This is a genomic window from Streptomyces sp. NBC_01283 (assembly GCF_041435335.1).
GTDB lineage: Bacteria > Actinomycetota > Actinomycetes > Streptomycetales > Streptomycetaceae > Streptomyces.
The window spans coordinates 5,973,590-5,999,994 of the sequence record NZ_CP108430.1; the positions used below are offsets into that span (position 1 = coordinate 5,973,590).

Below are 26,405 nucleotides of genomic sequence, written 5' to 3' on the forward strand. Positions count from 1 at the left end.
TACGTCATCGGTGACATAGCGGGTGATTTTCCTCGCCGGGACGGATGGCGTTCCCGCGGCAACGTTGTCGTCCGAGTGCCCGTGTGCCGACGGCTGGTGTTTGCGTGCCGGATGGGCGGGCACGGTTGCCAGCCACACCCTCGATGAGCGCACGCGCCGAAGGAGAAACCGTCTATGACAAAGGGCGAACCGGCCATCAGGAACCCCGACAAAGGCTATGTGGCTCTTCTTGGCTGGAGTCTCAACGCGGTGGAAGCCCTGGACCGGTTCGACCGGAGATACGTGGTCGTGGCGCCGGAGTGGGCCGAGGAATACTGCGTCGAGCACGACATCCCCTTCGTGCCATGGAATTTCGAGCGGCTCAACGACCGCTCCATGGAGATCGCCGAGACGCTGAAGAAGGAGGGCGTCGACGTAGCGATCCCGCTCTACGAGGAAACGGTCGAATGGGCGGGCGCGATCAACTCCGTCCTTCTCGACAATCCGCGTCTCTACGGTCAGGCCATGCTGCTGCGGGACAAGGCGCTGATGAAGCGCCGCGCGCAACTCGGCGGCATCCGGGTCGGAATCTTCGAGGAGGCCCACGACCGGGACGATGTGACCCGCTTCCTCAAGCGCGTCAACCAGACCCTGCTCAAGCTGGACGGCGACCCGAACGACCCGATCCACCTCAAGGCGTTCGACAAGGCGGGATGCCTAGGGCACCGCGTCATCCGCACCCCCGACGAGGTCGACACGATTCCGGACGAGGAGTTCCCGGTCCTCATGGAATCCCACCTCGACGGCTGGGAGTTCGCGGTCGAGGCATGGGTGCACAACGGAAAGATCAAGTTCCTCAACATCTCCGAGTACGTCACGCTGGGATATTCGGTGTTCGTGCCGGCGACGCCGGAACTCGAGCGGTACCGACCGCAGATCACGGCGCAGATCGAGAAGCTCATCAAGACGTTCGACATCGAGTTCGGCTTCGTGCACCCGGAGTACTTCGTCACCAGCGACGGCGAGATGTACTTCGGCGAGGTCGCCTACCGGCCGCCGGGCTTCAAGGTGTTCGAGCTGCTTGAGCGGGCGTACGGTTTCAATGCCTACCAGGGGCTGGTCCTGGCCTTCGACCCGAAGACGACCGAGGAGGAGATCGACGCCTTCTTCCCGCGCGAGGTCGTCGACGCGTCCGGGATCGCGGGGTGCTTCGGCGTCTACCCGCGCCGCCGCGTGGTCAGCGAACTGGAAATCCCGGAGGAGACCGAGGACGACGACTACTACGAGTCGCACGACCTCTCCACACCGCTCGAGGAGACCGTCACCAAGAGGACCGCGTTCGGCACCCACTGGGGTCTGCTGTACTTCTTCGGTGAAGACCCGTACCGGATGCGTGACCTGCTGAAGAGGCAGGAAGAGCTCGACTTCTACGTCTGACGACACCGTGGACGCAGGAGGCCAACCCGAGGGAACCCCTTTGAAACCGACCGTCGACGTCAACGGCGGGGCCACGACGCTGGACAAGCGCGTGGCCTCGCTCGACGACGCCATCCAGGCCATGGCCGAAACCCGCGAGTTCGGCAAGCACACGAAGCTGCGGCGGGTCCTGGAAGCCTTGCGGCGGGTGCTCACGCAGCCGGGCGGCGCCGCGGCGGTCCAGGCAAGGGCGCAGGCCCTTGAGGAGGCCGGGCTCTTCCTGGAGACGGACTGGGCGTCACCGGAGATCCTCGTCCCGGCGCTGGTCGGCGGGAGCCTGCGCAGTCCGGACGCGGACACCGTCGTCATGGAGGCGACCAGCGAGCTGCGCATGCTCGCGGTCGCCCGCGGCGACTTCGCGCACCCGACGGTGACCGCCGAGGACGCCCGCCAGTTCCTGTCCCAGGTCCTTGCGAAGAACCTGGAGCTGCTGTTCAGCGCGCCCGGCGAGGCGGAGCGGGTCCAGCAGGGCAGGACCGCGCAGCTCGTCCGGGACCTGTTCCGCCGGCTCGGCGACGAGATCGGCTACGACAGCGTCCTGGACGATCTGGTCGACGAGATCTGGCGGATCCTGCGCCAGCGTCCGATCCAGGTGGAGCCGGTGCAGTCCCTGATCACCCGGATCGCGGTCTACCGCAACGACCCGGACGTCGCTCTGGGCGTGTCCTCGGGGCAGGGCATCGACCGGCTCATCACCAGCCTGTTCGGGACCACCGAGGCGTGCCGGGACGACCCCGGCGTCGACGTCTTCCGCTCCCGCCTTGAAGCGATGGACGCCGGCGCCCTCCAGTACGAGGCGACGGGGTTCGCGCGGGCGATGCACGACACCGGCCTGGTGTCGCCGTACCACGCGGAACTGCTCCGGTTCCTCCTGCGCGAGAGCGACTACCTCGTCGGCGAGGCGCTCGGCCTCTCCGACACCGGTCGCAACTGCCTGATGCGCTACAGCCAGTTGGTGCACCGGCTGATCGAGGTGGCGATCCACCCGCAGACAGCGCAGAGCATCTACGGTCTCGCGCTGCTGCTCGACCGCGGCATCCTCTACGAGCCGCCGGTGGTGCCCGCGCTCTGGCGCCAGCTGGCCCTCGTGCTCTCGCCGGTCGCGCGGGAGCGGCTGACGACGGTCTTCGGCGAGGAGCCGGAGCCGCGGGCGCGGCTGGTCGCCGGGGTGCTCTCGATGCTGGGGCAGCCGCTCGGTGTCGGGCAGGGCGACAACCCCACCTGCCAGTCGGCCCGCGCGCTGTCGATGTGGTCCTACAACGACCCCGACTACCTGCTGCAGATGGTGGTCTGGGCGGCCCGCGACGACGAGGTCCTCATGCACTTCGAGGGGCAGCCGATCTCGTCGAAGGACAGCGCGGGCGGCGTCGCCAGCACGCTGCCGATGGACCTGGACCCCGTGTCACTGCTCGTGGTGCCCCACCTGGACCGGATCTACGCCGAGATGGGGCGGCGCTGCGCCGAGCGGCCGGGGGACCCGCACCGGTGGATCAACCCGGAGTTCCACGGCTGGTGGACGGCCCGCGGGTTCCACATCAACGTCGACGTCGCGACCGGGAACCTGGTCGACCTCGACGCGTTCCTGCGGCAGTTCCACGCCGACTACCACCCGTCCTACAACGGCGAGCAGCCGCTGATCCATCCGCAGCCGGCCGGCGTCGCCGTCACCGACAGCGCGGCCCGCTACGTCGGCTGGCACGCGATCACGATCCTGCGGGTCGCGCCGGACCCCCAGGACGTCATGAGGGTGTACTTCTACAACCCGAACAACGACAGCGGCCAGGACTGGGGCGACGGCGTCGTCGTGTCCACCGCGGGCAACGGCGAGCGGTTCGGCGAGGCCTCGCTGCCGTTCGACCAGTTCGCCTCGCGGCTCTACATCTTCCACGCCGATCCGCTCGAACACGGCGAACCGGAGCGGGTGCCCGCCGAGGACATCGCGGGGATCATCGGCTATATCGAGCGCAGCTGGGGCAACGACCGGCTGCCCGGAGGGACGCTGCAAGCGCTCGAACAGCGGGCCTAGGCCTCGCGGGCCCGTGCGTAGTGGCGCGAGGCCTTCGCGCGGTTCCCGCAGGCGGCCATGGAGCACCACCGCCGGGTGCCGTTGCGTGACGTGTCGAAGAAGTGCAGGACGCATGCCTCGTGGGCGCAGGACCGGATGCGGTCCGGCGCGGTGGCGAGCAGCGTCAGGTAGTCGCGCGCCGCGAGCCAGGCCGCGCCCCACGTCACGTCCTTGAACTCCGGCTCCTCACCCGGCCCTTGAGGGGACAGGGTCGCCCGGATCCGCCCGTGCTCCAGGACCTTGTTGACGCGGGCGATCCCGGCGGCGGCATCGGGGGCGTCCATGTCTCCTCCGTCCACGACGGAGGCGATCGCGTCGCGCGCCCGCAGCACGTGCTCCAGCGTCGTCGCGTCCGCGCCGAACCGGTCGTCGAGCCCGTTGGCGCCGAGCCAGACGGCAAGACCCCCGACGTCGGTCAGCAGATCCTGGCGCACGCCGTCCGCCATCCACCGGGTGTTGAGCAGGTCGAGGGAGAGCGGCTCCCCGACGAGCGGGCGGGGGTCGGTGCGGTCGCGGGGTGCGGCGGCCATGGGGGCTCCCTTCGAGGCTAACCAGTAAAGGGTACGTGACTGGTTGACGCGCTCCAGTCTAACCACTAACGTCATTTTTAACGGTTAGCCCGCGTGGGGCGGGCCGCCGTCGACAAGGGGAGAGTCATGACCGCGACCAGCACACTCCGCACCGGCCACATCGGCCTGAACGTCACGGACATCGAGCGCTCGCTCGCCTTCTACCGCGACGTCATCGGCTACGACGTGATCGGCGAAGGCAAGGAAGAGGGCCGCAGATTCGCCTTCCTCGGACAGGACGGCACCCTCGCGCTCACCCTCTGGCAGCAGGCGGACGCGGCGTACGCACCCGGGAACGCGGGACTGCACCACCTCGCGATCGAGGTCGACACCATCGACCAGGTCCGCACGTACGAGAGCGCCCTGCGTGCGTACGGGACGGAGTTCGCCTACGACGGTGTCGTCCCGCACGGCGAGGGCGCCGCGTCCGGCGGGATCTTCTTCCACGACCCCGACGGCACGCGCCTGGAGATCTACGCGGCTTCTGGCGTGGGCGCCTCCGAGCAGGCTCCGGTGCCGGACGCGCCGACCTGCGGCTTCTTCTAGTCTCCGGCCCCGCGGCCCGATGCCGTCCGCGGGTCGTTCGTGGCTGGTCGCGCAGTTCCCCGCGCCCCTTCGGGGGCTCTCCCGGCAGGAGTGACATGACCCCGCATGCCCCGTACCACCACGGCTCACGCGCCGTCCAGGATCTCGTCGGCGTGCGGGAGTCGGCCGACCACGTGGGCCGGTCCATAGGGCCGGGGATCCGCCCCGTCGCCGCCGCCTTCCTCGAACTGCAGCCCATGCTGGTGATCGGCGGGGCGGACCCGGCGGGCGCCGTCTGGGCCTCGCTGCTCACCGGTGAACCCGGGTTCGCGCGGGCCACGGGGCCGCGCCAGATGTCCGTCACGGGCGGCCTGGGGGAGGCCGACCCCCTCGCGTCCGCCCTCGCCCAGGAGGGCACCCCCGTGGGCACCATCGCCCTGGATCCCCGCACCCGCCGCCGCATGCGCCTGAACGGCAGGGCCCGCCCGACCCCGCGCGGCCTGGCCATCGAGGCCGACCAGGTCTTCTCGAACTGCCCCAAGTACATCCAGCGGCGCGAGCTGCTGCCCGGCGGACGCTCCGGCGGCCCCTCCGCGCCCACGCGCGGGGCGGAACTCACCGACGAGCAGCGCACGCTCATCGCCGCCGCCGACACCTTCTTCCTCGCCACCGTCCACGCGCACGGCGCGGACGCCAGCCACCGGGGCGGCAACCCCGGCTTCGTCCATGTCGCGTCCCCGACCGAACTCACCTGGCGGGACTACCCCGGCAACTCCATGTTCCTGACCCTCGGCAACCTCGCCGCCGACCCCCGCGCCGGCCTCCTCTTCCTCGACTGGACGACCGGCACCACCCTCCAGCTCACCGGCACGGCCCGCACGGACCATGCCGCCGACGGCTCCCGCACCCTCCGCTTCACCCTCACCGAGGCGGTCCTGACCCCCTCGGCGAGCCCCTGGCGCTGGTCCGCTCCCGACTACTCCCCTGCCAATCCCGGCCAAGGGGACTAGCGTCACTCTGTGCACAAAGAGCTCCGGGTGGCGGCCTACGCCGTATGCGTACAGGACGGGCAGCTGCTGCTCGCCCGCTGGGTGGCGGGCGACGGCAGCAAGCGCTGGACGCTGCCCGGCGGCGGGATGGACCACGGCGAGGACCCGTACGACACGGTGATCCGCGAGGCCGACGAGGAGACGGGGTACGTCATCGAGCCCCGCGCGCTGCTCGGCGTCGACTCGCTGCGCCGCCGCTATCCGCGCAAGCTCGGTGCCGTCGCCGACTTCCACGGCCTGCGGATCGTCTACGAGGCGCGTATCACCGGCGGCGAGCTCCGGCACGAGCGGGACGGATCCACCGATCTCGCGGCCTGGCACGCGCTGGACGCCGTCCCCGATCTCGACCGCGTCGGGCTCGTCGACATCGGCCTCGACCTGTGGCGGACCCGGCCGGACGACGGACACCTCGCGGAGCCCCTCTGAGGCTCCGCAGCGCCTTCCCTTCCCCGGAAGATGAACGTGGAGTGACCGCCTCCTCTCGGCCCGGAGAGGGCTGCGTGACCGCGGAGGGTGCCCGCTGATCCACGTACGGTGATCGGCGCTGCCCGTTGCCGTCTCGTTAACGTGCAGGCCATCCCGGATGTCAACGATCCAGTACGAGCGGGAATTTCGCGCACTGCGGAGCTGCCCGCGACCACTGCCGACGCGTTCGCACTCGGGGAGACCGCGCCATGTCGCGCATACGCTCTGTCGCCACCGCCGCCCAGTCCGCCACCCACTCCGCCGTCTCCGCGGTGGACCGCCGGGCCTTCCTGGCGACCACCGGAGCCGTCTCCCTGTCCGCGGGCATCGGCTACGCCCTGCGGCCCGGCACCAGCCATGCCGCAGCCAGCGGCCCCGCCCCCGTCGCGCTCTCCCGCCAGGCGCCCGCCGCGCCCCTCGCGCCCTACCGGGGCGGCACCACGCTGGGGGCCGTCGCCACCCCGCGCGGCACGTCCGGCTACCGGCGGCTCGGCGACGGTCCGGCCTGGGACCGCGTGGTCCGCGGTGATCTCGCCGCCGCCAAGAACGGCCGCGAGGGGCGGCGCACCCCGCTCGCCGCGTTCGTCCAGTTCACCGACCTGCACCTGGTCGACGTGCAGCACCCGCTGCGGTACGAGTACCTGCGCGCCCAGACCGCGAGTGCCTGGCGCCCCCAGGAGGCCCTCTCGGTGGCCGGTGCGGTCGCCCTCGTCGAGCGGGTCAACGCACTGCGCGGCGCGCCCGCCACCGGATCGCCGCTGCACTGCGTGGTGACGACGGGCGACAACACCGACAACAACTCCCGCTCCGAGCTCGACTGGTTCCTCAAGACCATGAGCGGCGGGCGCATCAACCCCAACACCGGTGACCCGCGCCGCTACGAAGGCGTCCAGGACAGTGGCCTGAAGCTGTACTGGCACCCGGACGACGCCCGCCGCGACGCCGACAAGGCCCTCGGCTTCCCCCGGATCAACGGCTTCCTGGAGGCCGCCCTCCGCGAGGTCAACAGCCCCGGCCTCGGGCTTCCCTGGTTCTCGACCGTCGGCAACCACGACGCGCTGCCCGGCGGCTGCTGGGGGCCCGGAGACTCGTACTTCTCCGAATTCGCCGTCGGCGGGCGCAAGTTGATGTCCCTGGACGAGTCGCGCGGCGCCGCCCTGTGGAAGGCCGTGAAGAAGGGCCGTGATCCCAAGGGCGCGCACTTCAAGGAGCTCCTGAAGAGCGAGGCGCGGCGGATGCGGTCGGTCACCCCGGACGAGAGCCGCGCGCCGTTCACTCCCGCCGAGTACGTCAAGGCCCATCTCGATCCGGCGTACAAGGGCCACGGTCCCGCCGGGCACGGCTACACGCAGGAGAACCTCGACGCGGGCACCCAGTACTACTCCTTCCGCATCAGCGACGACGTGCTCGGCATCAGCCTGGACTCCACCGACCCCGGCGGGCACTACGAAGGATCGCTCGGCACGGCCCAGCTGGACTGGCTGGAGCAGGAGCTGAAGGCCAACGAGGCGAAGGACGGCGGCGGTTCGTACGTCATCGTCTTCAGCCACCACACCAGCAAGACCATGCGGAACCTGCGTCAGGACCCGGACCGCCCGCGCGAGGGCAGGCACGGCGGCGACGAGATCGTCGCGCTCCTGGCCCGCCACGGTTCCGTCCTTGCCTGGGTCAACGGCCACAGCCACAAGAACGACATCACCGCGCACCAGACCCCGCGCGGCTCCCTCTGGGAGATCTCCACGGCCTCGCACATCGACTTCCCGCAGCTCGCCCGCGTGGTGGAGCTGAGCGACAACCACGACGGCACGATCTCCCTCTTCACCACCCTCATCGAATCGTCGGCCCCGCACCGCACGGATTACGCCGATCTCTCCCAGACGGGTCTCGCCGCGCTCTACCGCGAACTGTCCTTCAACGCCCCGGGTGCCAAGCCCGCACTGGGCGGCGAGCCGGGCGACCGGAACACGGAACTCATCCTCAAGAAGGGCTGAAACCCGCTCAACCCGCGCGAGGCGGTCAACCCCCGCCTCAGTCCCGCGAGTCCCTCCCGCCGACCGCACGTCGTGACCAGAGGTCGTGAACAGAGGGGGAGACATGGCAGCACGCAGGAGAGGCCTGACGGGGGTGGCCGCGGGGGTGGCCATGACGGTGGTGGCAGGGGCGTTCGCGGGGCCGGCGCTCGCCGGGGAGTCCGGTGGCGGCACCGGGCACGGCGATCGGCACCGGGCGACCCAGAAGGCGATGGAAGCGGCCCTGAACGAGAACGGCCCCGGGGTGACCGTGCAGGCCAGGGACAGGCAGGGGGCCTGGAACTCCGCCGCGGGCATCGGGAACCTCGAACGGCAGAGCCCGCGCGGCGCCCATGACCGCTACCGCGTCGGCAGCATCACCAAGACGTTCGTCTCGACGGTGCTGCTCCAGTTGGTGGCGGAGAAGAAGCTGAGCCTCGACGACACGGTGGGGCGGTGGCTGCCGGGTGTCGTCGAGGGCCACGGCCACGAGGGGGACAGGATCACCGTCCGCCAGCTCCTCAACCACACGAGCGGCATCTTCGACGTGACGGGCGACGAGGACTTCCAGGACAAGGTGTTCACCGAGAAGTTCCTCGTGCACCGCTACGACACCTGGACCCCCGAACAGGAGGTCGCCATCGCGATGCGCCACAAGCCGGACTTCGCGCCCGGCACGGCCTGGAAGTACTCCAACACCAACTACGTCCTCGCCGGAATGATCGTCGAGAAGGTGACGGGCAAGTCGTACGCCGACGAGATCCGGCAGCGGATCATCAAGCCGCTCGGCCTGCGTGCCACCAGCGTCCCCGGGACCAGCCCGAAGATGCCGCAGCCGAGTTCGCGTGCCTACACCAAGCTGTCCGACGCCCCGGACGCCAAGAACCACGACGTGACGGAGCTCAACCCGTCCGTGGCGGGCCCGGCGGGCGAGATGATCTCCAGCTCGGCGGATCTCAACCGCTTCTACACGGCCCTGCTGCGCGGCAGGCTGCTGCCGAAGAAGCAGCTCGCCGAGATGAAGACGACCGTCGCGAAGGGCGCGGACGACCCCGGCACGCGGTACGGACTCGGCCTGGAGAGCCGCCAGACGTCCTGCGGCACGGTCGTCTGGGGCCACGGCGGCGACATCCACGGCTCGTCGTCCGGAGCGGTGGCGACCGAGGACGGCCGGCACGCGCTCGCGCTGAACTTCAACGGTCCGGACGGCGACCGTAGCGCGATCATCGACGCGGAGTACTGCGCGAAGTGACGTAGGGCGAAGCCTGGTTGCCTACGCGAGAGGGGGCGGACCCGCAGCCGCGGGTCCGCCCCCTCTCGCTCCCCTCCTGGCACGCGTCATCTGGGCAGTACGACCACATACGCGGCCGGATCGCGGTCCGTCGACGCCATCAGGGCGGTCCGCACGACGGTCGCCTGCTGTTCGAGCGACTCGCGCAGCTTCTTCGGCGTCAGGTGGACGACGGTGATGCCCAGACGTTCCAAATGGTCCCGCTTGCGCGCGTATTCGGACCACAGCGCGTCGTTGTCCGGCCGGAAGCCCTGCCGGGGCGCCCGGGTGTCCAGCTCCACCGCCACCGCGAGATCGGGCCAGTAGGCGTCGACGCCCCCGAGGTGCGGTCCGCCGGGCAATCGCAGGTCGACGTTCCACAGCGGATCGGGCAGACCGTGCTCGGCGACCATCCGGTACAGCCTGTCCTCGGCGATGGCCCGCCCCTCGGCGAGCAGCGAGTCCACCGCGTCCACGACATGCGGGCGGGTGAGCAGCTTCGCCAGGTTCAACTCCCTTACGATCGCCGCCGGTTCGCAGTGCCCGCCGCGCACCGCCTCGGTGAGCAGCCTGCGCACCGCGCTCGCCTCGGTGAGCCCCGCCACGGCGTCGGCGAGCGCGCGCGGCACGGGGGCCACCGGAACTCCGTTGATCTGTACGGCGGTCGGCAGCGCCTGGGTCCGCACGAGCCGCGTGAAGCCGGTGGAGCGCAGCCGCCGGGTGCGCGGGACGAGGACGTCGATGCGGTCCAGGGAGAGCAGCGGGGGAGCCGACGAGAAGCGGTGCAGGGTCAGCGCCGCGAGTCCCGTGATCAGGGCGTCCGCGTACGGGGCGTGGGGCTCGCCCGCGCCGGGCTGTGCGGGCACGGTCTTCGCTGCCCTGGCCGGCGGGCGCCCGGCGAACAGCAGGGCCCCGTGCAGGCGCTCTTCACTGGTCGGCGGGCCCGGGTGCAGCAGGCAGACGCCCGGGAGCAGCTGCTGCCACGGCCCTTCCGGGCGGCAGTGGGCGGTGACGTCGGCGGGGGAGATGCCGTGGGCGCGGAGCTGGGCGGTGCTCATGACGCGGCGCTGGACGTCCGCGAGGTGACGGAGGGGGCGGGGGGAGAGCGGGGTGTTGTGGTTCATGACCGGGCCATTCCCGCTGCCGGTCCGCCCCCTAACCGCTGTTACAGGCCCGTCGACATAACCGGACAACCCCGCACTAAAGTGCAGACGTTCGACTGCCGAAAAGGTCCGTTTGTGTGCGGTACGGGCGGTGGCCCATGTGAGGGATGGGACACGGGTGGGCGCGAGGTGCTCGCGCCCACCCGCACCACAGCCCTAGGAAGCGGCCGCCGCGTCGCAGGCCTGGGCCCGCAGCGACCGGGCGAGGTCGTCCCTGGCCTCAAGGACGAGCCGCCGCAGGGCGGGCGCGGCCGACTCGTGCGAGGCGAGCCACAGGTCCGCCGCATCCAGCGTCCCCTGATCGTCCTGGAGGTGCGGGAACAGACCCTTCACCACGTCCATGCCGATCTGGATGGACCGGTCGGCCCACACCCGCTCGATGGCGGCGAAGTACCGGGGCGCGTACGGAGCGGTCAGCTCACGCTGCGACGACTGCGCGAACCCCGAGATCGTCGCCCCCACCAGGGCGTTGGACAGGGAGTCGGACTCCACCACGGAGGCCCACGCCTGCGCCTTGACCGCCTCGGAGGGCCGCGCCGCCAGGCACCGCACCTGGTGCCGCTTGCCCGAAGCCGTGTCGTCCCGGGCCAGCTCGGCGGCGAGCACACCCTCGTCGGCGAGTCCGTGCGCGGCCAGCGGGCCGAGGAAGGACCAGCGCAGCTCCTGGTCGACGTCCAGGCCGTCGATCTTCGCCGTCCCGGCAAGCAGGCCCTGCAGCAGCTGGAGATCGGCCTCCGACGACGCCACCGCGGCGAAGAACCTCGCCCACGTCAGCTGGTTCTGACTGCCGGGCTCCGCGATCCGCAGCTCCCGCAGCGCACCCTCGGCGAGCGCGCGCCCGCCCTCCTCGCGCCATTCGGGAGCCGCGTAGAAGGTGAGGGCCGAGTCCGCCCAGGTGTGCAGCATCTGCAGCACGCCGATGTCGCTCTCGCGCCCCGCGAACCGCAGCACGAGACCGATGAAGTCCCGAGCGGGCATGAGCCCGTCCCGGGTGAGGTTCCACAGCGCGGACCAGCACAGCGCGCGGGCCAGGGGATCGGTGATGTCGCCGAGGTGCGTCCGCAGCGTGGCGAGGGAGTTCTCGTCGAAGCGGATCTTGCAGTACGTCAGGTCGTCGTCGTTGACCAGGACGAGGTCGGGGGCTTCCTCGCCGGCCAGCTCGGACACGATGGTGCGCGGCCCGTCGACGTCCAGCTCCGCACGCGCGTACCGCGACAGCTCGCCCTCGGGCGTGCGGCGGTACAAGCCCACCGCCACGCGGTGCGGACGCAGTTCGGGGTGCGACTCGGCGGCCTCCTGGACCACGGAGAGCTCGGTGATCCGGCCCTCCGCGTTCAGGATGACCTGCGGCGTCAGGGAGTTGACCCCCGCCGTCTGCAGCCACGACTGCGACCACGACGCCATGTCGCGCCCGGAGGTCTCCTCAAGGACCGAGAGGAGGTCACCGAGCCGGGTGTTCCCGTACGCGTGCCGCTTGAAGTAGCGTCGGGCGCCGTCGAGGAACGCGTCACGGCCGACGTAGGCGACGAGCTGCTTCAGTACCGAAGCGCCCTTCGCGTAGGTGATCCCGTCGAAGTTGAGCTTGGCGTCCTCCAGGTCGCGGATGTCGGCCGTGACCGGGTGCGTGGAGGGCAGCTGGTCGGCGCGGTAGGCCCACGCCTTGCGGTTGTTGGCGAAGGTGATCCAGCCGTTGGTGAAGCGCGTCGCCTCGACCATCGAGAAGGACCCCATGAAGTCGGCGAAGGACTCCTTCAGCCACAGGTCGTCCCACCAGCGCATCGTGACGAGGTCGCCGAACCACATGTGCGCCATCTCGTGCAGGATGACGTTGGCCCGGCGCTCGTACGACGCCTGGGTCACCTTGCCGCGGAAGATGTACTCCTCGCGGAAGGTCACACAGCCGGGGTTCTCCATCGCGCCCAGGTTGTACTCCGGGACGAAGGCCTGGTCGTACTTCCCGAAGGGGTAGGGGTAGTCGAAGTTGTCGTGGAAGAAATCAAGCCCCTGCTTCGTGACCAGGAAGACGTCGTCCGCGTCGAAGTGCTTCGCCAGGCCCTTCCTGCACATCGCGCCGAGCGGGATGTCCAGCGTCGTGCCGTCGTCGAAGGTGCGGCTGTAGGAGTCCGTCACGTAGTGGTACGGGCCCGCGACGACCGCCGTGATGTACGTCGAGATCGGCTTCGTCTCGGCGAACTTCCATACGCCGTCGACCAGCTCACCTGCGCCGTTCGACCAGGCGGTCCAGCCCTCGGGAGCCTGCACCTCGAACCGGAAGGGTGCCTTCAGGTCGGGCTGCTCGAAGTTGGCGAAGACGCGGCGCGAGTCCGCGGGCTCGTACTGCGTGTAGAGGTAGACCTCGCCGTCCTCCGGGTCGACGAAGCGGTGCATGCCCTCGCCGGTGCGGCTGTAGGCGCACTGGGCGTCCACCACCAGTTCGTTCTCCGCGGCCAGGTCCTCAAGCGTGATCCGGGTGCCGTCGAAGACCTCGGAGGGGTCCAGGTCCTTGCCGTTCAGGGAGACCGCCGTGACGCTCGGGGCGATCAGGTCGGCGAAGCTCGTGGCGCCGGGCTCGGCCGAGCGGAAGCGCAGGGTGGTGACGGAGCGGAACGTGCGCGGCTCCTGGTCGCTCTCGCCGATCGCGGAGCGCAGGTCGAGAAAGACCTCGTACCCGTCGACGGACAACAGCGCGGCCCTCTCGTGGGCCTCGTCGCGGGAAAGATTCTCACCGGGCACGGGCGGTACTCCCTTGTACTCGCAGATGTATGTCGTGGATCGCACGACCTGTACGAATGTCTACGATCCTCGCATGTGCCCCCAGTGCGCGGTATCGGGGAATGCCCGGGTAGATCACTGACGTTCTTCTGGCCAAGCGTGCACGCATTCCCTGGGAGAGACATGTCCGAGAACGGCCGGTCCGGCAAGACCCCTGTTGACTTCTGGTTCGACCCGCTGTGCCCGTGGGCCTGGATGACCTCGCGCTGGATGCTCGAGGTGGAGAAGGTCCGCGATGTCGAGGTCCGCTGGCACGTCATGAGCCTCGCGGTACTGAACGAGGACAGGCTCGACGAGCTGCCCGAGGAGTACCGCGACATGCTGGAGACGAAGGCCTGGGGCCCGGTCCGCGTGGTCATCGCCGCCCAGCAGAAGCACGGCGACGAGTACACCGGCAAGCTCTACACCGCCCTCGGCACCCGCTTCCACAACCTCGGCGAGGGCCCGACCCGTGAGGCGGTCGTCGGCGCGCTCAAGGACGTCGGCCTGCCCGAGGACCTTGCGGACCACATGGACTCCGACACCTATGACACCGAGCTGCGCGCCTCTCACAAGGAGGGCATCGAGAAGGTCGGCCAGGACGTGGGCACGCCCGTCATCGCCGTCCCCGGCGCGGACGGCGAGCAGGTCGCGTTCTTCGGCCCCGTCGTGACGCCCGCCCCGAAGGGCGAGGCGGCGGCGAAGCTGTGGGACGGCACGCTGCTCGTGGCGTCGACGCCGGGCTTCTACGAGATCAAGCGGACGCGGACGCAGGGCCCGATCTTCGACTAACGGAACTCACCGGGAAGATTGAAACCGTCCCGGTGCCTGAAGTAGTCCTGAACCCGAAGACAGCCCGGGTGGGTGCATCGCCAGTAGCTTCCGGCCTCCGCGCGACCCATCTCTGAGATGACGAATTCCAGTTCGTCGTCGGTGAGCCTGCGGAAGTTCTGGAAGCTGTCACCACAGCTGAGGCAGCGCCTGGATGGGGTAGACACGGGTCTACCGTCCCCCGGAACCCGGCATACCGAAAGGCCCCCGTGAGTCATGTCCTCACGGGGGCCTTTCGTCCATCCGCCCGCCCCGGTGAAAGTTGAGAAGACGATCACGAGGCAGGACGTTCTCAGGGGGCCAGCAGCAAGCTGTTCACGCGCTGCCTGGCGGCCTCGTAACGCTTCGCCACGTCCTGCCAGTTGACGACCTGCCACATGGCCTCGATGAAGTCGACCTTCTGGTTCTTGTACTGCAGGTAGAAGGCGTGCTCCCAGGCGTCGAAGACCAGGATCGGCGTGGAGCCCTGGCCGACGTTGCCCTGGTGGTCGTAGACCTGCTCGACGATGAGGCGGTTGCTGAGCGGCTCGTAGGCGAGCACGCCCCAGCCCGAACCCTGCGTGGTCGCCGAAGCCTTGGTCAGCTGGGCCTTGAACTTGGCGAAGGAGCCGAAGGACTCGGTGATCGCGTCCGCGAGGTCACCGACACCGTCCGCGGCCAGCGGCTCACCGCCGCCGCCGTCCTTCGGGCTGTTCATGTTGTGCCAGTAGATGCTGTGCAGGATGTGGCCGGAGAGGTGGAAGGCCAGGTTCTTCTCCAGGCCGTTGATGGCGCCCCAGGTCTCCTTGTCGCGCGCCTCCTCCAGCTGCTCAAGGGTGTCGTTCGCGCCCTTCACGTACGCCGCGTGGTGCTTGTCGTGGTGCAGCTCGACGATCTGGGGATTGATGACCGGCTCGAGCGCCGCGTAGTCGTACGGAAGTTCAGGAAGCGTGTAAATGGCCATGTCCGAGCCCTCCGACTGCTGCTCTGCTGTAGTGCAACGCTTATTGCAACCTATATGCAAGTGCAGGCTAGCAGCAGGAGTCGGCCGGAGTTGATCAGCCCTTCGTCCTAGGACCGGAGGCCGGGAAGACGCGAGAGGGCCCCGAGTCGGTCGACTCGGGGCCCTCTCGAAGGTCGGACAGGGGACGCGGCGGCTACTGGACCGCGGTCTTCTTCCCCGTCTTCTCCGCCGCCTTCTGGCGGATGAAGCCGATCACCGCGAGCACCAGCGTCAGCGTGCCCGTGGCCAGGAGCTGCTTGCGGGTGTCGGGCTGGTCCGTCATCAGGTAGAAGATGTACGCCATCGCGGCCAGGGCGATCCACGTCAGGAACGGGTACGCCCACATCTTCACGACCAGCTTCTCCGGCTCCTCGCGCTCCGTCCTGCGGCGCAGGATCAGCTGCGAGACGGCGATGAAGATCCAGACGACCAGGATCATCGCGCCGATCATGTTCAGGAGCCAGGGGAAGACGTCGTCGGGGCGCCAGTAGCTGAGCAGCACGCAGACGAAGCCGAAGACCGAGGAGGCGAGGACCGCGAGGCGGGGGACGCCGCTGTGGACGCGGCCGAGCACCTTGGGGCCCTGGCCGCGTGCGATCAGGGAGTACGACATGCGCGACGCGCCGTAGATGTTGGCGTTCATCGCGGAGAGCAGGGCGATCAGGACGATGACGTTCATGATCTGGCCCGCGCCGGGGATGCCCAGGTGGTCGAGGGTGGCGACGTACGGGCCCTTCGCCACGACCTCCTTGTTGTCCCAGGGGAGCAGCGTGACGACGACGAGCATCGAGCCCACGTAGAAGAGGGCGATGCGCCACATCGCCGTGCGCACGGCCTTGGTGACGCTCTGGACCGGGTTCTCGGACTCCGCCGCCGCGATCGTGACGGTCTCCAGACCGCCGTACGCGAAGACGGACGCGAGGAGGCCGATGATCAGGCCGTCCGTGCCGTTCGGCATGAATCCGCCCTCACCGGTGAGGTTGGCGGTGCCGGGGGCGGAGACGTCCGAGCCGGGCAGGATGCCGAGGATCGCCAGGACGCCGATGCCCAGGAAGAGGGCGATCGCGCCGACCTTGAGGGCGGCGAACCAGAACTCGAACTCGCCGAAGTTCTTCACGGCCGTCAGGTTGGCCCCGCAGAACACCAGCATGAAGAGGGCGACCCAGGCCCACTCGGGGCTGTCGGGGAACCAGCCCACCATGATCTTCGCGGCGCCGATGCCTTCCAGGCCGACCGCGACGCAGAGCAGGAACCAGAAGCCCCAGCCCGCGGTGAAGCCCGCCCACGGGCCGATCGCGCGCTCGGCGTGCACCGAGAAGGAGCCGGAGGCCGGGTTCGCCGCCGACATCTCACCGAGCATGCGCATCACGAGCATGACGAGCGCGCCGGATATCGCGTAGGCGAGGACGATGGACGGGCCGGCCGCGGCGATGCCCGCTCCGGAGCCCACGAAGAGGCCCGCTCCGATGACACCACCGAGGGCGATCATGGAGAGATGCCGCTGCTTGAGGCCGTGGACGAGCGGTGAATCGGCCTTGGGGGCGGCGTCGGGTGATGCGTCGGGTGATGCGCCCTGGGGGGAGGACGTCCGAGACATGGGCGTGCCCTGTTCAGTAGCTGAGACGGGGGAGCGAGCGGCCCACAGTCTGAAGTCCGGCACCGCTGACAGGGAACACCTGACCGCTATACGGACACGACGCTCACACGTTGTGAAGAAGTGGGCACGAGATGTTCACGTCCGTTTCGTGTGCCCCTGGCGCCTCTGACGCCCTTCGCGCCGCTCCCGCAGCCCCGCCACCAGAAGGACCAGGCCCGTCGCGCCCGCCGACCACAGCAGCTGCGGCCGCGCCCCGTCATCGGTCAGCATCAGGCCGAGCACGGCCGCCATCGCCGCGAGCGCCGCCCACGTCAGGTACGGGAACGCCCACATCCGCAGGACGAGCCGCTCCGGCGCCTCACGCTCGATGCGCCGCCGCAGCCGCAGCTGCGAGACGGCGATCAGGGCCCACACGAACAGCAGCACCGCGCCGACCGCGTTGAGCATGTAGAGGAAGACGGAGTCGGGCCACTTCAGATTGAGCACGACGGACACGAAGCCGAAGGCGACCGACGCGAGGACCGCCCGGCGCGGGACCCCGCCGCCGGACACCTTCAACAGGGCCTTCGGGGCCTCGCCGCGCTCGGCCAGGGAGAAGACCATCCGGGACGATCCGTAGAGGTTGGCGTTCAGCGCTGAGAGCAGCGCCACGAACACCACGATGTTCATGATCGTGCCGGCGGACGGCACCCCGATCGAGTCGAGGACCGTCACATACGGACTGACGCCGGCCTGTTCCGCGGTCCACGGAAGCACCGTCACGATGACGAGCATCGAGCCGACGTAGAAGAAGAGGATGCGGTAGACGGCGCTGCGCACGGCGCGGGCGACCGAGCGCACCGGGTCGTCGGACTCGGCGGCGGCGATCGTCACGACCTCCAGGCCGCCGAAGGCGAAGACGACGGCGAGCACTCCGGACGTCACGCCCTCCCAGCCGTGGGGCAGGAACCCGCCGTGCCCGGTGAGGTTGGTGAGGCCCACGGGGTCCGTGTCGGGCAGCACCCCGAAGATCGCGAGAAGGCCGAGCACCAGGAACGCGACGATCGCGCAGACCTTCAGCGTGGCGAACCAGAACTCGAACTCGCCGAAATTCTTCACGGCGGCGAGGTTGGCCGCGGTGAACACCAGCATGAAGATCAGCACCCACGCCCACTGCGGGACGCCCGGCGCCCAGCCGTTGGCGATCTGCGCGGCGCCGGTCGCCTCCACGGCGAGCACGACGACCAGCAGGAACCAGTAGAGCCACCCGACGCTGAATCCGGCCCAGCGGCCGAGGGCCCGCTCGGCGTGCACGGAGAAGGAACCGGAGGCGGGCATCGCCGCCGACATCTCGCCGAGCATCCGCATCACGCACATCGCGAGCGCGCCCGCGATCAGATACGAGACGACGATGCCGGGCCCCGCGACGGCGATCCCGGCCCCGGAGCCGACGAAGAGCCCGGCCCCGATGACACCGCCGAGGCCGAGCATGGTCAGATGCCGCTGCTTGAGGCCGCCGCCGAGGGGTTCGGGCGCGACGGACACGCGATCCCCGTCCTGTGGTGCCGGTGCGGCGGGGGGTGCGTCGTGCATGGTGCTCAGGCTGCTCTCAGGATCACTAAGGCTTGGCGGGAACCTACAGTGTCGCCGGGCCCCGGCCCCCCGCGCAAAACGGGCCCACATCGCCGCTCACCTCAGTGACGAGCGTCACGCCCCCTGTGGGGGTACAGCCCGCGCTTTGTACAGAGCCCACCACAACTGCACCCGGCGCCTTGTCACCCGTCGCCGGTGATCCGCGCCCCCGCCTGAGATAGCGTCGCGGAGTCCCATCTGCCCGTCCCACACCCCGCGGAGTCCCGATGAGCATCGCCGCCGTCTCTTCCCGTCCCGGCCAGGTCCTCGCGGACCTGCTCCCCGCGTCCCGTGCGAAGGACGCGGCCTTCGTCCTCGGCGGCGCCGCCCTCACCGGCATAGCGGCCCAGATCGCCGTGCCCGTCCCGGGCTCCCCCGTACCGGTGACGGGCCAGACCTTCGCCGCGCTCCTCGTCGGCACCGCGCTCGGCGCCCGCCGCGGCTTCCTCTCCCTCGCCGTCTACGCCCTCGTCGGCATGGCGGGCATGCCCTGGTTCGCCCAGGCGGGCTCCGGTGTCGCCGCGCCGTCCCTCGGCTACGTCCTCGGCATGCTGCTCGCCGCCACCGTGGTCGGCGCCCTCGCCCGCCGCGGCGGCGACCGCTCGGTCCTGCGTACCGCGGGCACGATGGTGCTCGGGTCCGCGATCATCTACGCGGTCGGCGTCCCCTACCTCGCCGCCGCGACCGGCATGTCCCTGACCCAGGCCGTCGCCGCCGGACTGACGCCCTTCCTGATCGGCGACGCCCTCAAGGCCGCGCTCGCGATGGGCGCGCTGCCCACGGCGTGGAAGCTCCTCGACCGCTGAGCAGTCACCGCTGAGCGTTCAACTGACGCCGTAGTTCCGCCTGAAGAGGTTCGCCGGGTCGTACGTGGCCTTCAGCCCGGCGAGCCTCTTCCGCGTCTCCGCGTCGTACAGCCCCTCACCGCGCTCCCCGGCGCCGAAGGCGAAGTTGAGCAGTCGCCCCTCGCCCGCGAACAGCCCGAACGCCCGCGCCTGCACGGCCCGTACCGCCTCGACGTCCGTGCCGTCCAGCGGCGAGAGCACCCGCACCAGCCACCCCGCGTCCCGGTACGGCACCGCATTCCCGGCGGGCTTCGCGAGCGCTCCGCCCAGCTGGTTGATCTGCACGACGTGCATCGAATCGGCGGCCGGACCGGTCAGCGCGAGGAGCTCGCCCGCCGCCGCGACGTCCAGCTCGCGCACCACCACGCTGTCCCCGTAGTAGGAGTGCGGGAAATCCGGGTCGCTGTGAATGGTGTGGCTGTCGGTGTACGGCATCTCCCGCACCGAGTCCGACACCACGGCCCCGATCTCCCGCAGCGGCGCCACGAGCCGCTCGCCCGTCTCCTCCGGCCCGGTGTACGCGACCCGCACCGTCACGAGATACCGCCCCCGCAGATGGGGCGGCAACTGCGGGATGTCCGGATAGACCAGCGCCGCCACCGACGAGGTCACCTCGTCCGGCACCGTCCGCGTCCACGCCTCGTACGCCCGCAGCACGGCCCCCGGATCCACCTCGCGCCCGTCGAACGCGATCGCCCCGCCGTACAGCCGCGCCACCGGCACCAGGCCGATCTCCAGGGCCGTCACCACCCCCAGGTTCGCGCCCCCGCCGAGCAGCCCCCAGAAGAGCTCCGGCTCGCTCTCCGCCGTGACGTGCCGCAGGGTGCCGTCCGCCGCGACGACGTCGAGCCACCGGACGTGGTCGGCCGCGTACCCGAACTCCCTCGCCAGGATGCCGAGTCCGCCGCCGAGGGTGTACGAGACGGCGCCCACGCCGGGCGCCGAACCGTTCAGCGGCGCGAGCCCGTGCGCCGCCGCGGCCTCGACGACCCGGCCCCAGCGGACACCCGCGCCGACGGTGACCGTGCGCGCGTCGGCATCGATGCGGACGGAGTCCATCCGCCGGGTGCTGATCAGTACGCCGCCCTCCGAAGCCCCCGGGAGCCCGTGCCCGGTGGCCTGGACCCCGACGGGCAGTCCCGCGTCCGCGGCGTACGAGACGGCGGCGACGACGTCATCGGGGCTGCTTGCCGCGAACACGATCGCGGGCCGCTGCCCGAAGCCGGTCTGGAACCCGGCGATCTCCTCGTCGTACCCGTCGTCGCCGGGCCGGAACACGAGTCGCTGAGCGGTGAAGTCCACGGTGATCCTCCAAGGTGCGCTGTCTGACGGGACAGAGCTTCCCCGGAAAACCTGACACCCGCCGTCAAGTTTTCCGGCCCTTCGGGAACCGCGCGAACTGTGCTGTCATGAAAGGGGACTCGGGGGTGAGCGCCCATGCCGGAGCTTTCAGTGGTCGCGGGCCGCTACCGCCTGCTCGACGTGGTCGGGCAGGGCGGCATGGGGCGCGTGTGGCGCGCCGCCGACGAGCTCCTCGACCGCCGTGTCGCGGTCAAGGAGATGCGGATCGACATCGCGGACGGCCTGGACGCCGAGGACGCCCGCGTCCGCAGGGAACGCGCGCTGCGCGAGGCGCGGGCCAGCGCACGGATCGACCACCCCGGTGTCGTACGCGTCCACGACATGGTCGAGGAGGACGGCCGGCTGTGGATCGTCATGGAGCTGGTCGAGGCCCGCTCGCTCGCGCGGTACATCGACGACGAGGGGCCCTTGGACGAGCGCGCGGCGGCGCGCGTCGGCCTCGCCCTGGCCGCGGCGCTGCGGAAGGTGCACGAGGCGGGCGTCGTGCACCGCGACATCAAGCCGGAGAACGTCCTGATCGGCGCCGGAGGTCCGGCCGGCCGGGTCGTCCTCACCGATTTCGGCATCGCCGCGCTCCAGGACACCGGGCACCTCACGCAGACGGGACTGCTGGTGGGCTCGCCCGAGTACATGGCGCCCGAGCGGGTCTCCGGGGCTCCGCAGGGCCCGCCGTCCGACCTCTGGTCCCTGGGCGCGACGCTCTGCACGGCGCTGCGCGGCAGCTCGCCCTTCGCCCGCGACGAGGCCCTGACCACGCTGGTGGCGGTCCTGCACGACGCGCCCGAACTGCCGTCCGAACCGAGCGGGTTGCGCCCGCTCCTGGCGGGGCTCCTGGCCAAGGACCCGGCGCGGCGGCCGGACCTGGACGAGGTGGAGGCGGCGTTGCGGGCGGTGCTCACGGGACCACCCCCGCGGCCACCGCGCAAGCCCGCGGGCGATCGGGTCAGGGCCTGGCGGCCGCATGTGCTGACCGCCGTGGTGCTGCTGGTGGCGGCCGCGTTGGCGGCCGTCATGTTCGTCACCGCGCGCGGTCCGGGCGGTGCACCACCGCCCGGACCGAGCACGTCTCCACCGACGGTGGCGGGTACGTCGACCACGCCACCGTCCGGCGGCACCGGCTAGGAGCCGATGTGGGTGTCACCGGCGTCGACGGCCGTGGCGCCCTCGACGGCGTCGCGGGGCCGCACCTTGTCGCGCACGAGCGAGAAGACGACCACGAACGCCGCCGCGAGCAGCGAGAGCAGCACCTGCTTGCGCCCGGCCTCATCGGTCAGCATGTAGATGAGCACGAACGAGATCATCGCGATCGTGACCCAGGTCAGGTACGGGAAGAGCCACATCTTCACGACGAGCTTCTCCGGCTGCTCGCGCAGGATGATCCCGCGCATCCGCAGCTGCGTGAACGCGATCATCAGCCAGACGAAGAGGGCCACCGCGCCCGACGAGTTCAGCAGGAAGTCGAAGACGGTGTCCTGCCACTGGTAGTTGAACCAGACGGCGACGAAGCCGAACACGACGGACCCGAGGATCGCTGCCTGCGGCACACCGCGGGAGTTGGTGCGCGCGAAGGCCTTGGGCGCGTCTCCGCGCTGGCCGAGCGAGAAGGCCATGCGCGATGCGGTGTAGAGACCGGAGTTGAGACAGGAGAGCACGGCGGTCAGGACGATGACGTTCATGACCTGACCGGCGTGCGGGATGCCGATCGAGTTCAGCGCGGCGACGTACGAACCGTCCTTGACGATCGACTTGTCGTTCCACGGGAGCAGCGTGATGACGACGAAGATCGAGCCCAGGTAGAAGACGCCGATACGCCAGATGACGCTGTTCGTGGCCTTGGTGACGGCGCGCTGCGGGTCCTCGGACTCACCGGCGGCCAGCGTGACGATCTCGGAGCCCATGAACGAGAACACGACCATGAGGACACCGGTGAGGATGGCGCCCGCGCCGTTGGGCATGAACCCGCCCGCGTCGGTGAGGTGCGCGAATCCGGCGCCGGGGTTGTCGGAGCCGGGCAGCACGCCGAAGACGGCGAGCAGACCGATGATCACGAACCCGCCGATGGCGACGACCTTGATCCCGGCGAACCAGAACTCGAACTCGCCGTAGGAGCCGACCGAGACGAGGTTCGTCGCGGTGAGCACCACCATCACGATGAGTGCCCAGCCCCACTGCGGGACGGCCGGTATCCATCCGTTGAGGATGACGGCACCCGCGGTGGCCTCCACCGCGAGCACGACGACCCAGAAGAACCAGTACAGCCAGCCGATGGAGAAACCGGCCCAGCGGCCGAGTGCCTGGTCGGCGTAGGTGGAGAAGGAGCCGGAGGTGGGCCGTGCGGCGGCCATCTCGCCCAGCATCCGCATCACGAGGACGACCATCGTGCCGACGAGGGCGTACGAGACGAGGATGGCGGGCCCTGCGGCGGCGATACCGGAGCTTGAGCCGACGAAGAGGCCGGCACCGATGACGCCACCGATGGCGATCATGGAGAGGTGGCGGTTCTTCAGCCCGGCCTTGAGGCCGTCGCCGGTGTCTCCAGACTGCGAATCCCCAGGATCGACGGGGTTGCGGTCTGCCTTCGCAAGGGAGGGTTGCGAGGTCATGGACGAATCCTTAAGTTCTCGGGTCACGAGCCCCCGCATTCAAACTCAGGGGTGAACGTGACGGAAGTCCCGACTCCGGATCGTTGTATTCCGGCCCATTGGCCCAGACCTGGTGACCGAGGGTGACCAAGGTCCGGGCCCCCGATCGCCGCTACCCGCTCCCCGACGTGCCACACTCAGTCGCATGCGCGTGTACCTCGGCTCGGATCATGCCGGCTACGAACTGAAGAACCACCTGGTCGAGTGGCTCAAGAGCCACGGCCACGAGCCCGTCGACTGCGGGCCCCACATCTATGACGCCCAGGACGACTACCCCCCCTTCTGCCTCCGCGCCGCGGAGAAGACGGCGGCGGACCCCGAGTCGCTCGGCATCGTGATCGGGGGCTCCGGCAACGGGGAGCAGATCGCCGCGAACAAGGTGAAGGGGGTGCGGGCCGCCCTCGCCTGGAGCGAGCAGACCGCTGCCCTCGGGCGTGAGCACAACGACGCGAACGTGGTGTCGATCGGCGGCCGGATGCACTCGCGGGAAGAGGCGACGAAGTTCGTCGAGATCTTCCTGGCGACGCCGTACTCGGGCGAGGCGCGTCACACTCGGCGGATCGACATGCTGTCGCGCTACGAAGAGACGGGTGAGCTGCCCGCCATCCCGGCCGGACACCCGCAGCAGTAGGCGTTACTCCCGTACACGATGTCCTCAAACGCCGGACGGGCTGAAAATTCAGCCCGTCCGGCGTTTGAGGACGAACTCGGCGAAGCCGGTGATTCTCCGGTGCGCCGAGGGGCAGTACTGATTGATCCGCACCCCCTGGGAGGACCCCGTGCCTGAGGGGCACACCATTCACCGGCTGGCTGCCGACCACCGGGAACGGTTCGAGGACCGCGGCCCTCTCCGCGTCACCAGCCCCCAGGGCAAGTTCTCCGACAGCGCGGCCCTCCTGAACGGTCAGGAGATGGACACCGCGGAGGCCCACGGCAAGCACCTCTTCCTGGGCTTCGCGGACACCGGCTGGATCCACATCCACCTCGGCCTCTTCGGCAAGGTGAACTTCGGCGGCACGGCCGCGGCGAACCCGCCCACGGACACCGTCCGACTCCGCATCGCCACCGAGGACGCGTACGTCGACCTCCGGGGCCCCACGACCTGCGCGCTCATCACGGACGAGGAGAAGCAGGCGATACACGCCCGCCTCGGCCCGGACCCGCTGCGGACCGGCGACGACCCGGCCGCCGCGTACGCCCGTATCTCCCGCAGTCGCACCACCATCGCCGCGCTCCTCATGGACCAGAAGGTCATCGCGGGCGTCGGCAACGTCTACCGCGCCGAGGTCCTCTTCCGGCACGGCATCGACCCGTACACCCCGGGCAAGGACATCAGCCCTGCCCAGTGGACGGCGATGTGGGACGACCTGGTCTTCCTGATGCGCGAGGGCGTGCGCCTGAACCGGATCGACACCGTCAGGCCCGAGCACACACCGGAGGCGATGGGCCGCCCGCCGCGCGTGGACGACCATGGCGGCGAGGTGTACGTGTACCGCAGGGCCACCATGCCCTGCCACATCTGTGGCGGCGAGATCCGCACCGCCGATCTCGCCGCCCGCAATCTCTTCTGGTGCCCCGGCTGCCAGCGAACGGCGCCCTGAGCCCGAGGGGCGGCTCGCATAAGATCACCGCTTGACCGAAATGGTCAGTTCAACGTCAGTTCAACGGGGGTCTCATGTTCCACACCAACTGGATAGACGGGCCGATCGGCATCGCGGTCGGCGTACTCTTCGTCGCCGTCTTCCTGCTCCCGTCCCTCATCGCCTTCAACCGGGGCGTGGAGCTCCGCTGGGTGATCCTCCTCATCAACCTCGTCTTCGGCGCCTCGATCATCGGCTGGCTGATCGCCCTGTACCTGGCCACCCGCGAGGTCAAGGCCCCGCTGCCGAAGACCACCTGAGGCCTCCGGCCGCACTCGGCTAGAAGCCGTGCGGCAGCCACGGCGCGACGTCCGAGCCGAACGCCGTCGTCGCCTCGGCCAGCGCGCCCGGCCGCAGCTCCCGCACCCGGCCCGCCGCCGCGAGCGACGCCAGGGACACACCGCCGAGGTAGGCCGAGCCCAAGTCCCGTACGGGCAGGGCGAGATCGGCGTCGTCGTCGGTGCGCTCGCAGGTCGCGTCCTTCAGGTCGCCCGTGAGCCGCCAACGGCCCGCGTTCCAGGGGCAGAAGGCGTCCTCGACGTCCAACACCAGGTTCACCGGCGTCCGGTAGGTGCGGGCCGCGAGGGCGGCCCCCACATCCACCAGGCGTACGTGCAGCGAGTCCCGCACCTGGAGCCGGCAGCGCCGCACGTCCGAGACGAGCTGGAAGACCGCGTCGTCCGTCGGGCGGCTGTGCGCCTCGACCGTCGACGTCAGGTCGATGCCGAAGAGGAACCGCCACAGCGCCGCGCAGGACGCCGGGTCGTCGGCCTCCAGGTCGCGCAGCCGGACCGTGCCCGAGGGGCCCGCGACGTTCCAGTCGGGCTTCACCTGGTAGCGCGCGTACCCGACGATCTCGCCGTCGCGCTCGGCGACCACGCACTGCAGTGGCGACGATCCCTGGCGCTCGCTCTCCGGGTCGAGCAGCCCGAGCCGGTCCCAGCCGGGCTGCCTGGCCAGCATTCCCGGCCGCTCGCTCACCCGTCGCGCGTACACCGCCTCGCACGCCTCGTGGACGTCGGCGGGCTTGGCGTACCGAAGGCGTACGTCATCGGTACCGGCCGGCACCGACAGGCTCACGCGTGCCGTGTCGATCTCGGCCTTCGTCGCGAACGTCGCCGCGCCGTACCCGAACCGTCCGTAGATGACCGGCTCGGAGGCGGTGAGCACGGCCAGGGACTCACCCTTCGCGCGTACGTCGTCGAGCTGGCGCCGCATCATCGACGTAAGGATGCCCCGCCGCCGGTGCGTCGCCGCGACGCTGACCATGGTCACACCGGCCGCGTCCACCAGGGAGCCGCCCGGCACGGAGAGGCGGAAGCTGAACGCTCCCGTCGTTCCGACGCAGGTACTGCCCTCCCAGGTGCCGAAGAAGCGGTCGAACTCGGTCAGCGCGTTCCAGAGCTCGTGCTCCTCCTTCGCCTCGGCGACGCCGCCGAAGGCGAGCTCCAGCGTCCCGTAGTACTCGTCCCAGTCTTCCTGGCACAACTCCCGCATTTCCGTCGTCATATGCCATGCCTACCAGGGTGAAGCGGGCGGAGCGACAGGATTTACGCGGGCTGACAGCATGCCTC

The 26,405-nt window shown here is 70.1% G+C and carries 22 protein-coding genes; 13 read left to right on the forward strand and 9 right to left on the reverse strand.

Translation table 11 applies throughout. The annotated features are described in order from the left end of the window. Positions 1-174 precede the first annotated feature (174 nt). A complete protein-coding gene (locus tag OG302_RS27135; RefSeq protein WP_371529153.1) occupies positions 175-1,416 on the forward strand; it encodes an acetyl-CoA carboxylase biotin carboxylase subunit family protein in 1,242 nt (413 codons plus the stop codon). Between the two features lie 40 nt (positions 1,417-1,456). Then, the gene (locus OG302_RS27140) at positions 1,457-3,481 is read left to right on the forward strand and encodes a hypothetical protein (RefSeq protein WP_371529154.1); all 2,025 of its coding nucleotides are present in this window, start codon (positions 1,457-1,459) and stop codon (positions 3,479-3,481) included. Here OG302_RS27140 and OG302_RS27145 read toward each other — a convergent pair. Continuing rightward, positions 3,478-4,050 carry a CGNR zinc finger domain-containing protein gene (locus OG302_RS27145; protein WP_371529155.1) on the reverse strand — a complete coding sequence of 191 codons (573 nt, stop codon included), beginning with the start codon at positions 4,048-4,050 and terminating at the stop codon, positions 3,478-3,480. The genes OG302_RS27140 and OG302_RS27145 overlap by 4 nt on opposite strands. 126 nt (positions 4,051-4,176) lie before the next feature. On the opposite strand from OG302_RS27145, the gene OG302_RS27150 reads away from it, so the two are divergent. The 5 genes from OG302_RS27150 (at position 4,177) to OG302_RS27170 (ending at position 9,389) form a co-directional block, all read left to right on the forward strand. Further along, positions 4,177-4,635 (forward strand): VOC family protein, encoded by a 459-nt coding sequence (locus tag OG302_RS27150; protein WP_371529156.1) that lies wholly within the window; start codon positions 4,177-4,179, stop codon positions 4,633-4,635. Positions 4,636-4,730: 95 nt separating this feature from the next. Continuing rightward, positions 4,731-5,624, forward strand: a complete 894-nt coding sequence (locus OG302_RS27155; protein ID WP_371529157.1) for a pyridoxamine 5'-phosphate oxidase family protein — start codon at positions 4,731-4,733, stop codon at positions 5,622-5,624. 9 nt (positions 5,625-5,633) lie between these two features. Next, the gene (locus tag OG302_RS27160) at positions 5,634-6,089 is read left to right on the forward strand and encodes an NUDIX hydrolase (protein WP_371529158.1); all 456 of its coding nucleotides are present in this window, start codon (positions 5,634-5,636) and stop codon (positions 6,087-6,089) included. A 248-nt stretch (positions 6,090-6,337) separates the two neighbouring features. After that, the gene (locus OG302_RS27165; RefSeq protein WP_371529159.1) at positions 6,338-8,119 is read left to right on the forward strand and encodes a TIGR03767 family metallophosphoesterase; all 1,782 of its coding nucleotides are present in this window, start codon (positions 6,338-6,340) and stop codon (positions 8,117-8,119) included. A gap of 103 nt (positions 8,120-8,222) precedes the next feature. After that, on the forward strand, positions 8,223-9,389 hold the full coding sequence (locus tag OG302_RS27170; RefSeq protein WP_371529160.1) for a serine hydrolase domain-containing protein: 1,167 nt from the start codon (positions 8,223-8,225) through the stop codon (positions 9,387-9,389). 86 nt (positions 9,390-9,475) lie between these two features. On the opposite strand, the gene OG302_RS27175 is transcribed toward OG302_RS27170, so the two are convergent. Beyond that, on the reverse strand, positions 9,476-10,531 hold the full coding sequence (locus tag OG302_RS27175; RefSeq protein ID WP_371529161.1) for a hypothetical protein: 1,056 nt from the start codon (positions 10,529-10,531) through the stop codon (positions 9,476-9,478). 195 nt (positions 10,532-10,726) lie between these two features. Continuing rightward, a complete protein-coding gene (gene pepN / locus OG302_RS27180; RefSeq protein WP_371529162.1) occupies positions 10,727-13,303 on the reverse strand; it encodes an aminopeptidase N in 2,577 nt (858 codons plus the stop codon). Positions 13,304-13,465: 162 nt separating this feature from the next. Here pepN and OG302_RS27185 point away from each other — a divergent pair, with 162 nt between their 5' ends. Continuing rightward, complete coding sequence (locus OG302_RS27185; protein ID WP_371529163.1) at positions 13,466-14,113, forward strand: DsbA family protein; 648 nt, start codon at positions 13,466-13,468, stop codon at positions 14,111-14,113. A 331-nt stretch (positions 14,114-14,444) separates the two neighbouring features. On the opposite strand, the gene OG302_RS27190 is transcribed toward OG302_RS27185, so the two are convergent. The 3 genes from OG302_RS27190 to OG302_RS27200 all read right to left on the reverse strand — a co-directional run bounded on the left by OG302_RS27190 (position 14,445) and on the right by OG302_RS27200 (position 18,303). Continuing rightward, positions 14,445-15,095, reverse strand: a complete 651-nt coding sequence (locus tag OG302_RS27190; RefSeq protein ID WP_361828337.1) for a superoxide dismutase — start codon at positions 15,093-15,095, stop codon at positions 14,445-14,447. Between the two features lie 193 nt (positions 15,096-15,288). Further along, positions 15,289-16,731 carry an amino acid permease gene (locus tag OG302_RS27195; RefSeq protein ID WP_371529164.1) on the reverse strand — a complete coding sequence of 481 codons (1,443 nt, stop codon included), beginning with the start codon at positions 16,729-16,731 and terminating at the stop codon, positions 15,289-15,291. 135 nt (positions 16,732-16,866) lie between these two features. Then, positions 16,867-18,303, reverse strand: a complete 1,437-nt coding sequence (locus tag OG302_RS27200; protein ID WP_371529165.1) for an amino acid permease — start codon at positions 18,301-18,303, stop codon at positions 16,867-16,869. Positions 18,304-18,569: 266 nt separating this feature from the next. Here OG302_RS27200 and OG302_RS27205 point away from each other — a divergent pair, with 266 nt between their 5' ends. Continuing rightward, the gene (locus OG302_RS27205) at positions 18,570-19,148 is read left to right on the forward strand and encodes a biotin transporter BioY (protein ID WP_361828333.1); all 579 of its coding nucleotides are present in this window, start codon (positions 18,570-18,572) and stop codon (positions 19,146-19,148) included. 18 nt (positions 19,149-19,166) lie between these two features. Here the strand turns inward: OG302_RS27205 and OG302_RS27210 are convergent, their stop codons facing one another. Beyond that, on the reverse strand, positions 19,167-20,489 hold the full coding sequence (locus OG302_RS27210; protein ID WP_371529166.1) for an FAD-binding oxidoreductase: 1,323 nt from the start codon (positions 20,487-20,489) through the stop codon (positions 19,167-19,169). A 135-nt stretch (positions 20,490-20,624) separates the two neighbouring features. Here OG302_RS27210 and OG302_RS27215 point away from each other — a divergent pair, with 135 nt between their 5' ends. Further along, on the forward strand, positions 20,625-21,671 hold the full coding sequence (locus tag OG302_RS27215; protein WP_371529167.1) for a serine/threonine-protein kinase: 1,047 nt from the start codon (positions 20,625-20,627) through the stop codon (positions 21,669-21,671). Here OG302_RS27215 and OG302_RS27220 read toward each other — a convergent pair. Continuing rightward, positions 21,668-23,152 (reverse strand): amino acid permease, encoded by a 1,485-nt coding sequence (locus OG302_RS27220; protein ID WP_371529168.1) that lies wholly within the window; start codon positions 23,150-23,152, stop codon positions 21,668-21,670. The genes OG302_RS27215 and OG302_RS27220 overlap by 4 nt on opposite strands. A 184-nt stretch (positions 23,153-23,336) precedes the next feature. Between OG302_RS27220 and OG302_RS27225 the strand changes: the two genes are divergently transcribed. The 3 genes from OG302_RS27225 (at position 23,337) to OG302_RS27235 (ending at position 25,091) form a co-directional block, all read left to right on the forward strand. Further along, entirely contained in the window at positions 23,337-23,822 is a 486-nt protein-coding gene (locus OG302_RS27225) for a ribose-5-phosphate isomerase (RefSeq protein ID WP_371529169.1), read from the forward strand. Between the two features lie 148 nt (positions 23,823-23,970). Further along, positions 23,971-24,792: an Fpg/Nei family DNA glycosylase gene (locus OG302_RS27230; RefSeq protein WP_371529170.1), complete on the forward strand. Its 822-nt coding sequence runs from the start codon at positions 23,971-23,973 to the stop codon at positions 24,790-24,792. A 74-nt stretch (positions 24,793-24,866) separates the two neighbouring features. Then, positions 24,867-25,091: a superinfection immunity protein gene (locus tag OG302_RS27235; protein ID WP_361828316.1), complete on the forward strand. Its 225-nt coding sequence runs from the start codon at positions 24,867-24,869 to the stop codon at positions 25,089-25,091. A gap of 19 nt (positions 25,092-25,110) precedes the next feature. Here OG302_RS27235 and OG302_RS27240 read toward each other — a convergent pair whose 3' ends face one another. Then, positions 25,111-26,340: a GNAT family N-acetyltransferase gene (locus OG302_RS27240; protein WP_371529171.1), complete on the reverse strand. Its 1,230-nt coding sequence runs from the start codon at positions 26,338-26,340 to the stop codon at positions 25,111-25,113. Positions 26,341-26,405 lie beyond the last annotated feature (65 nt).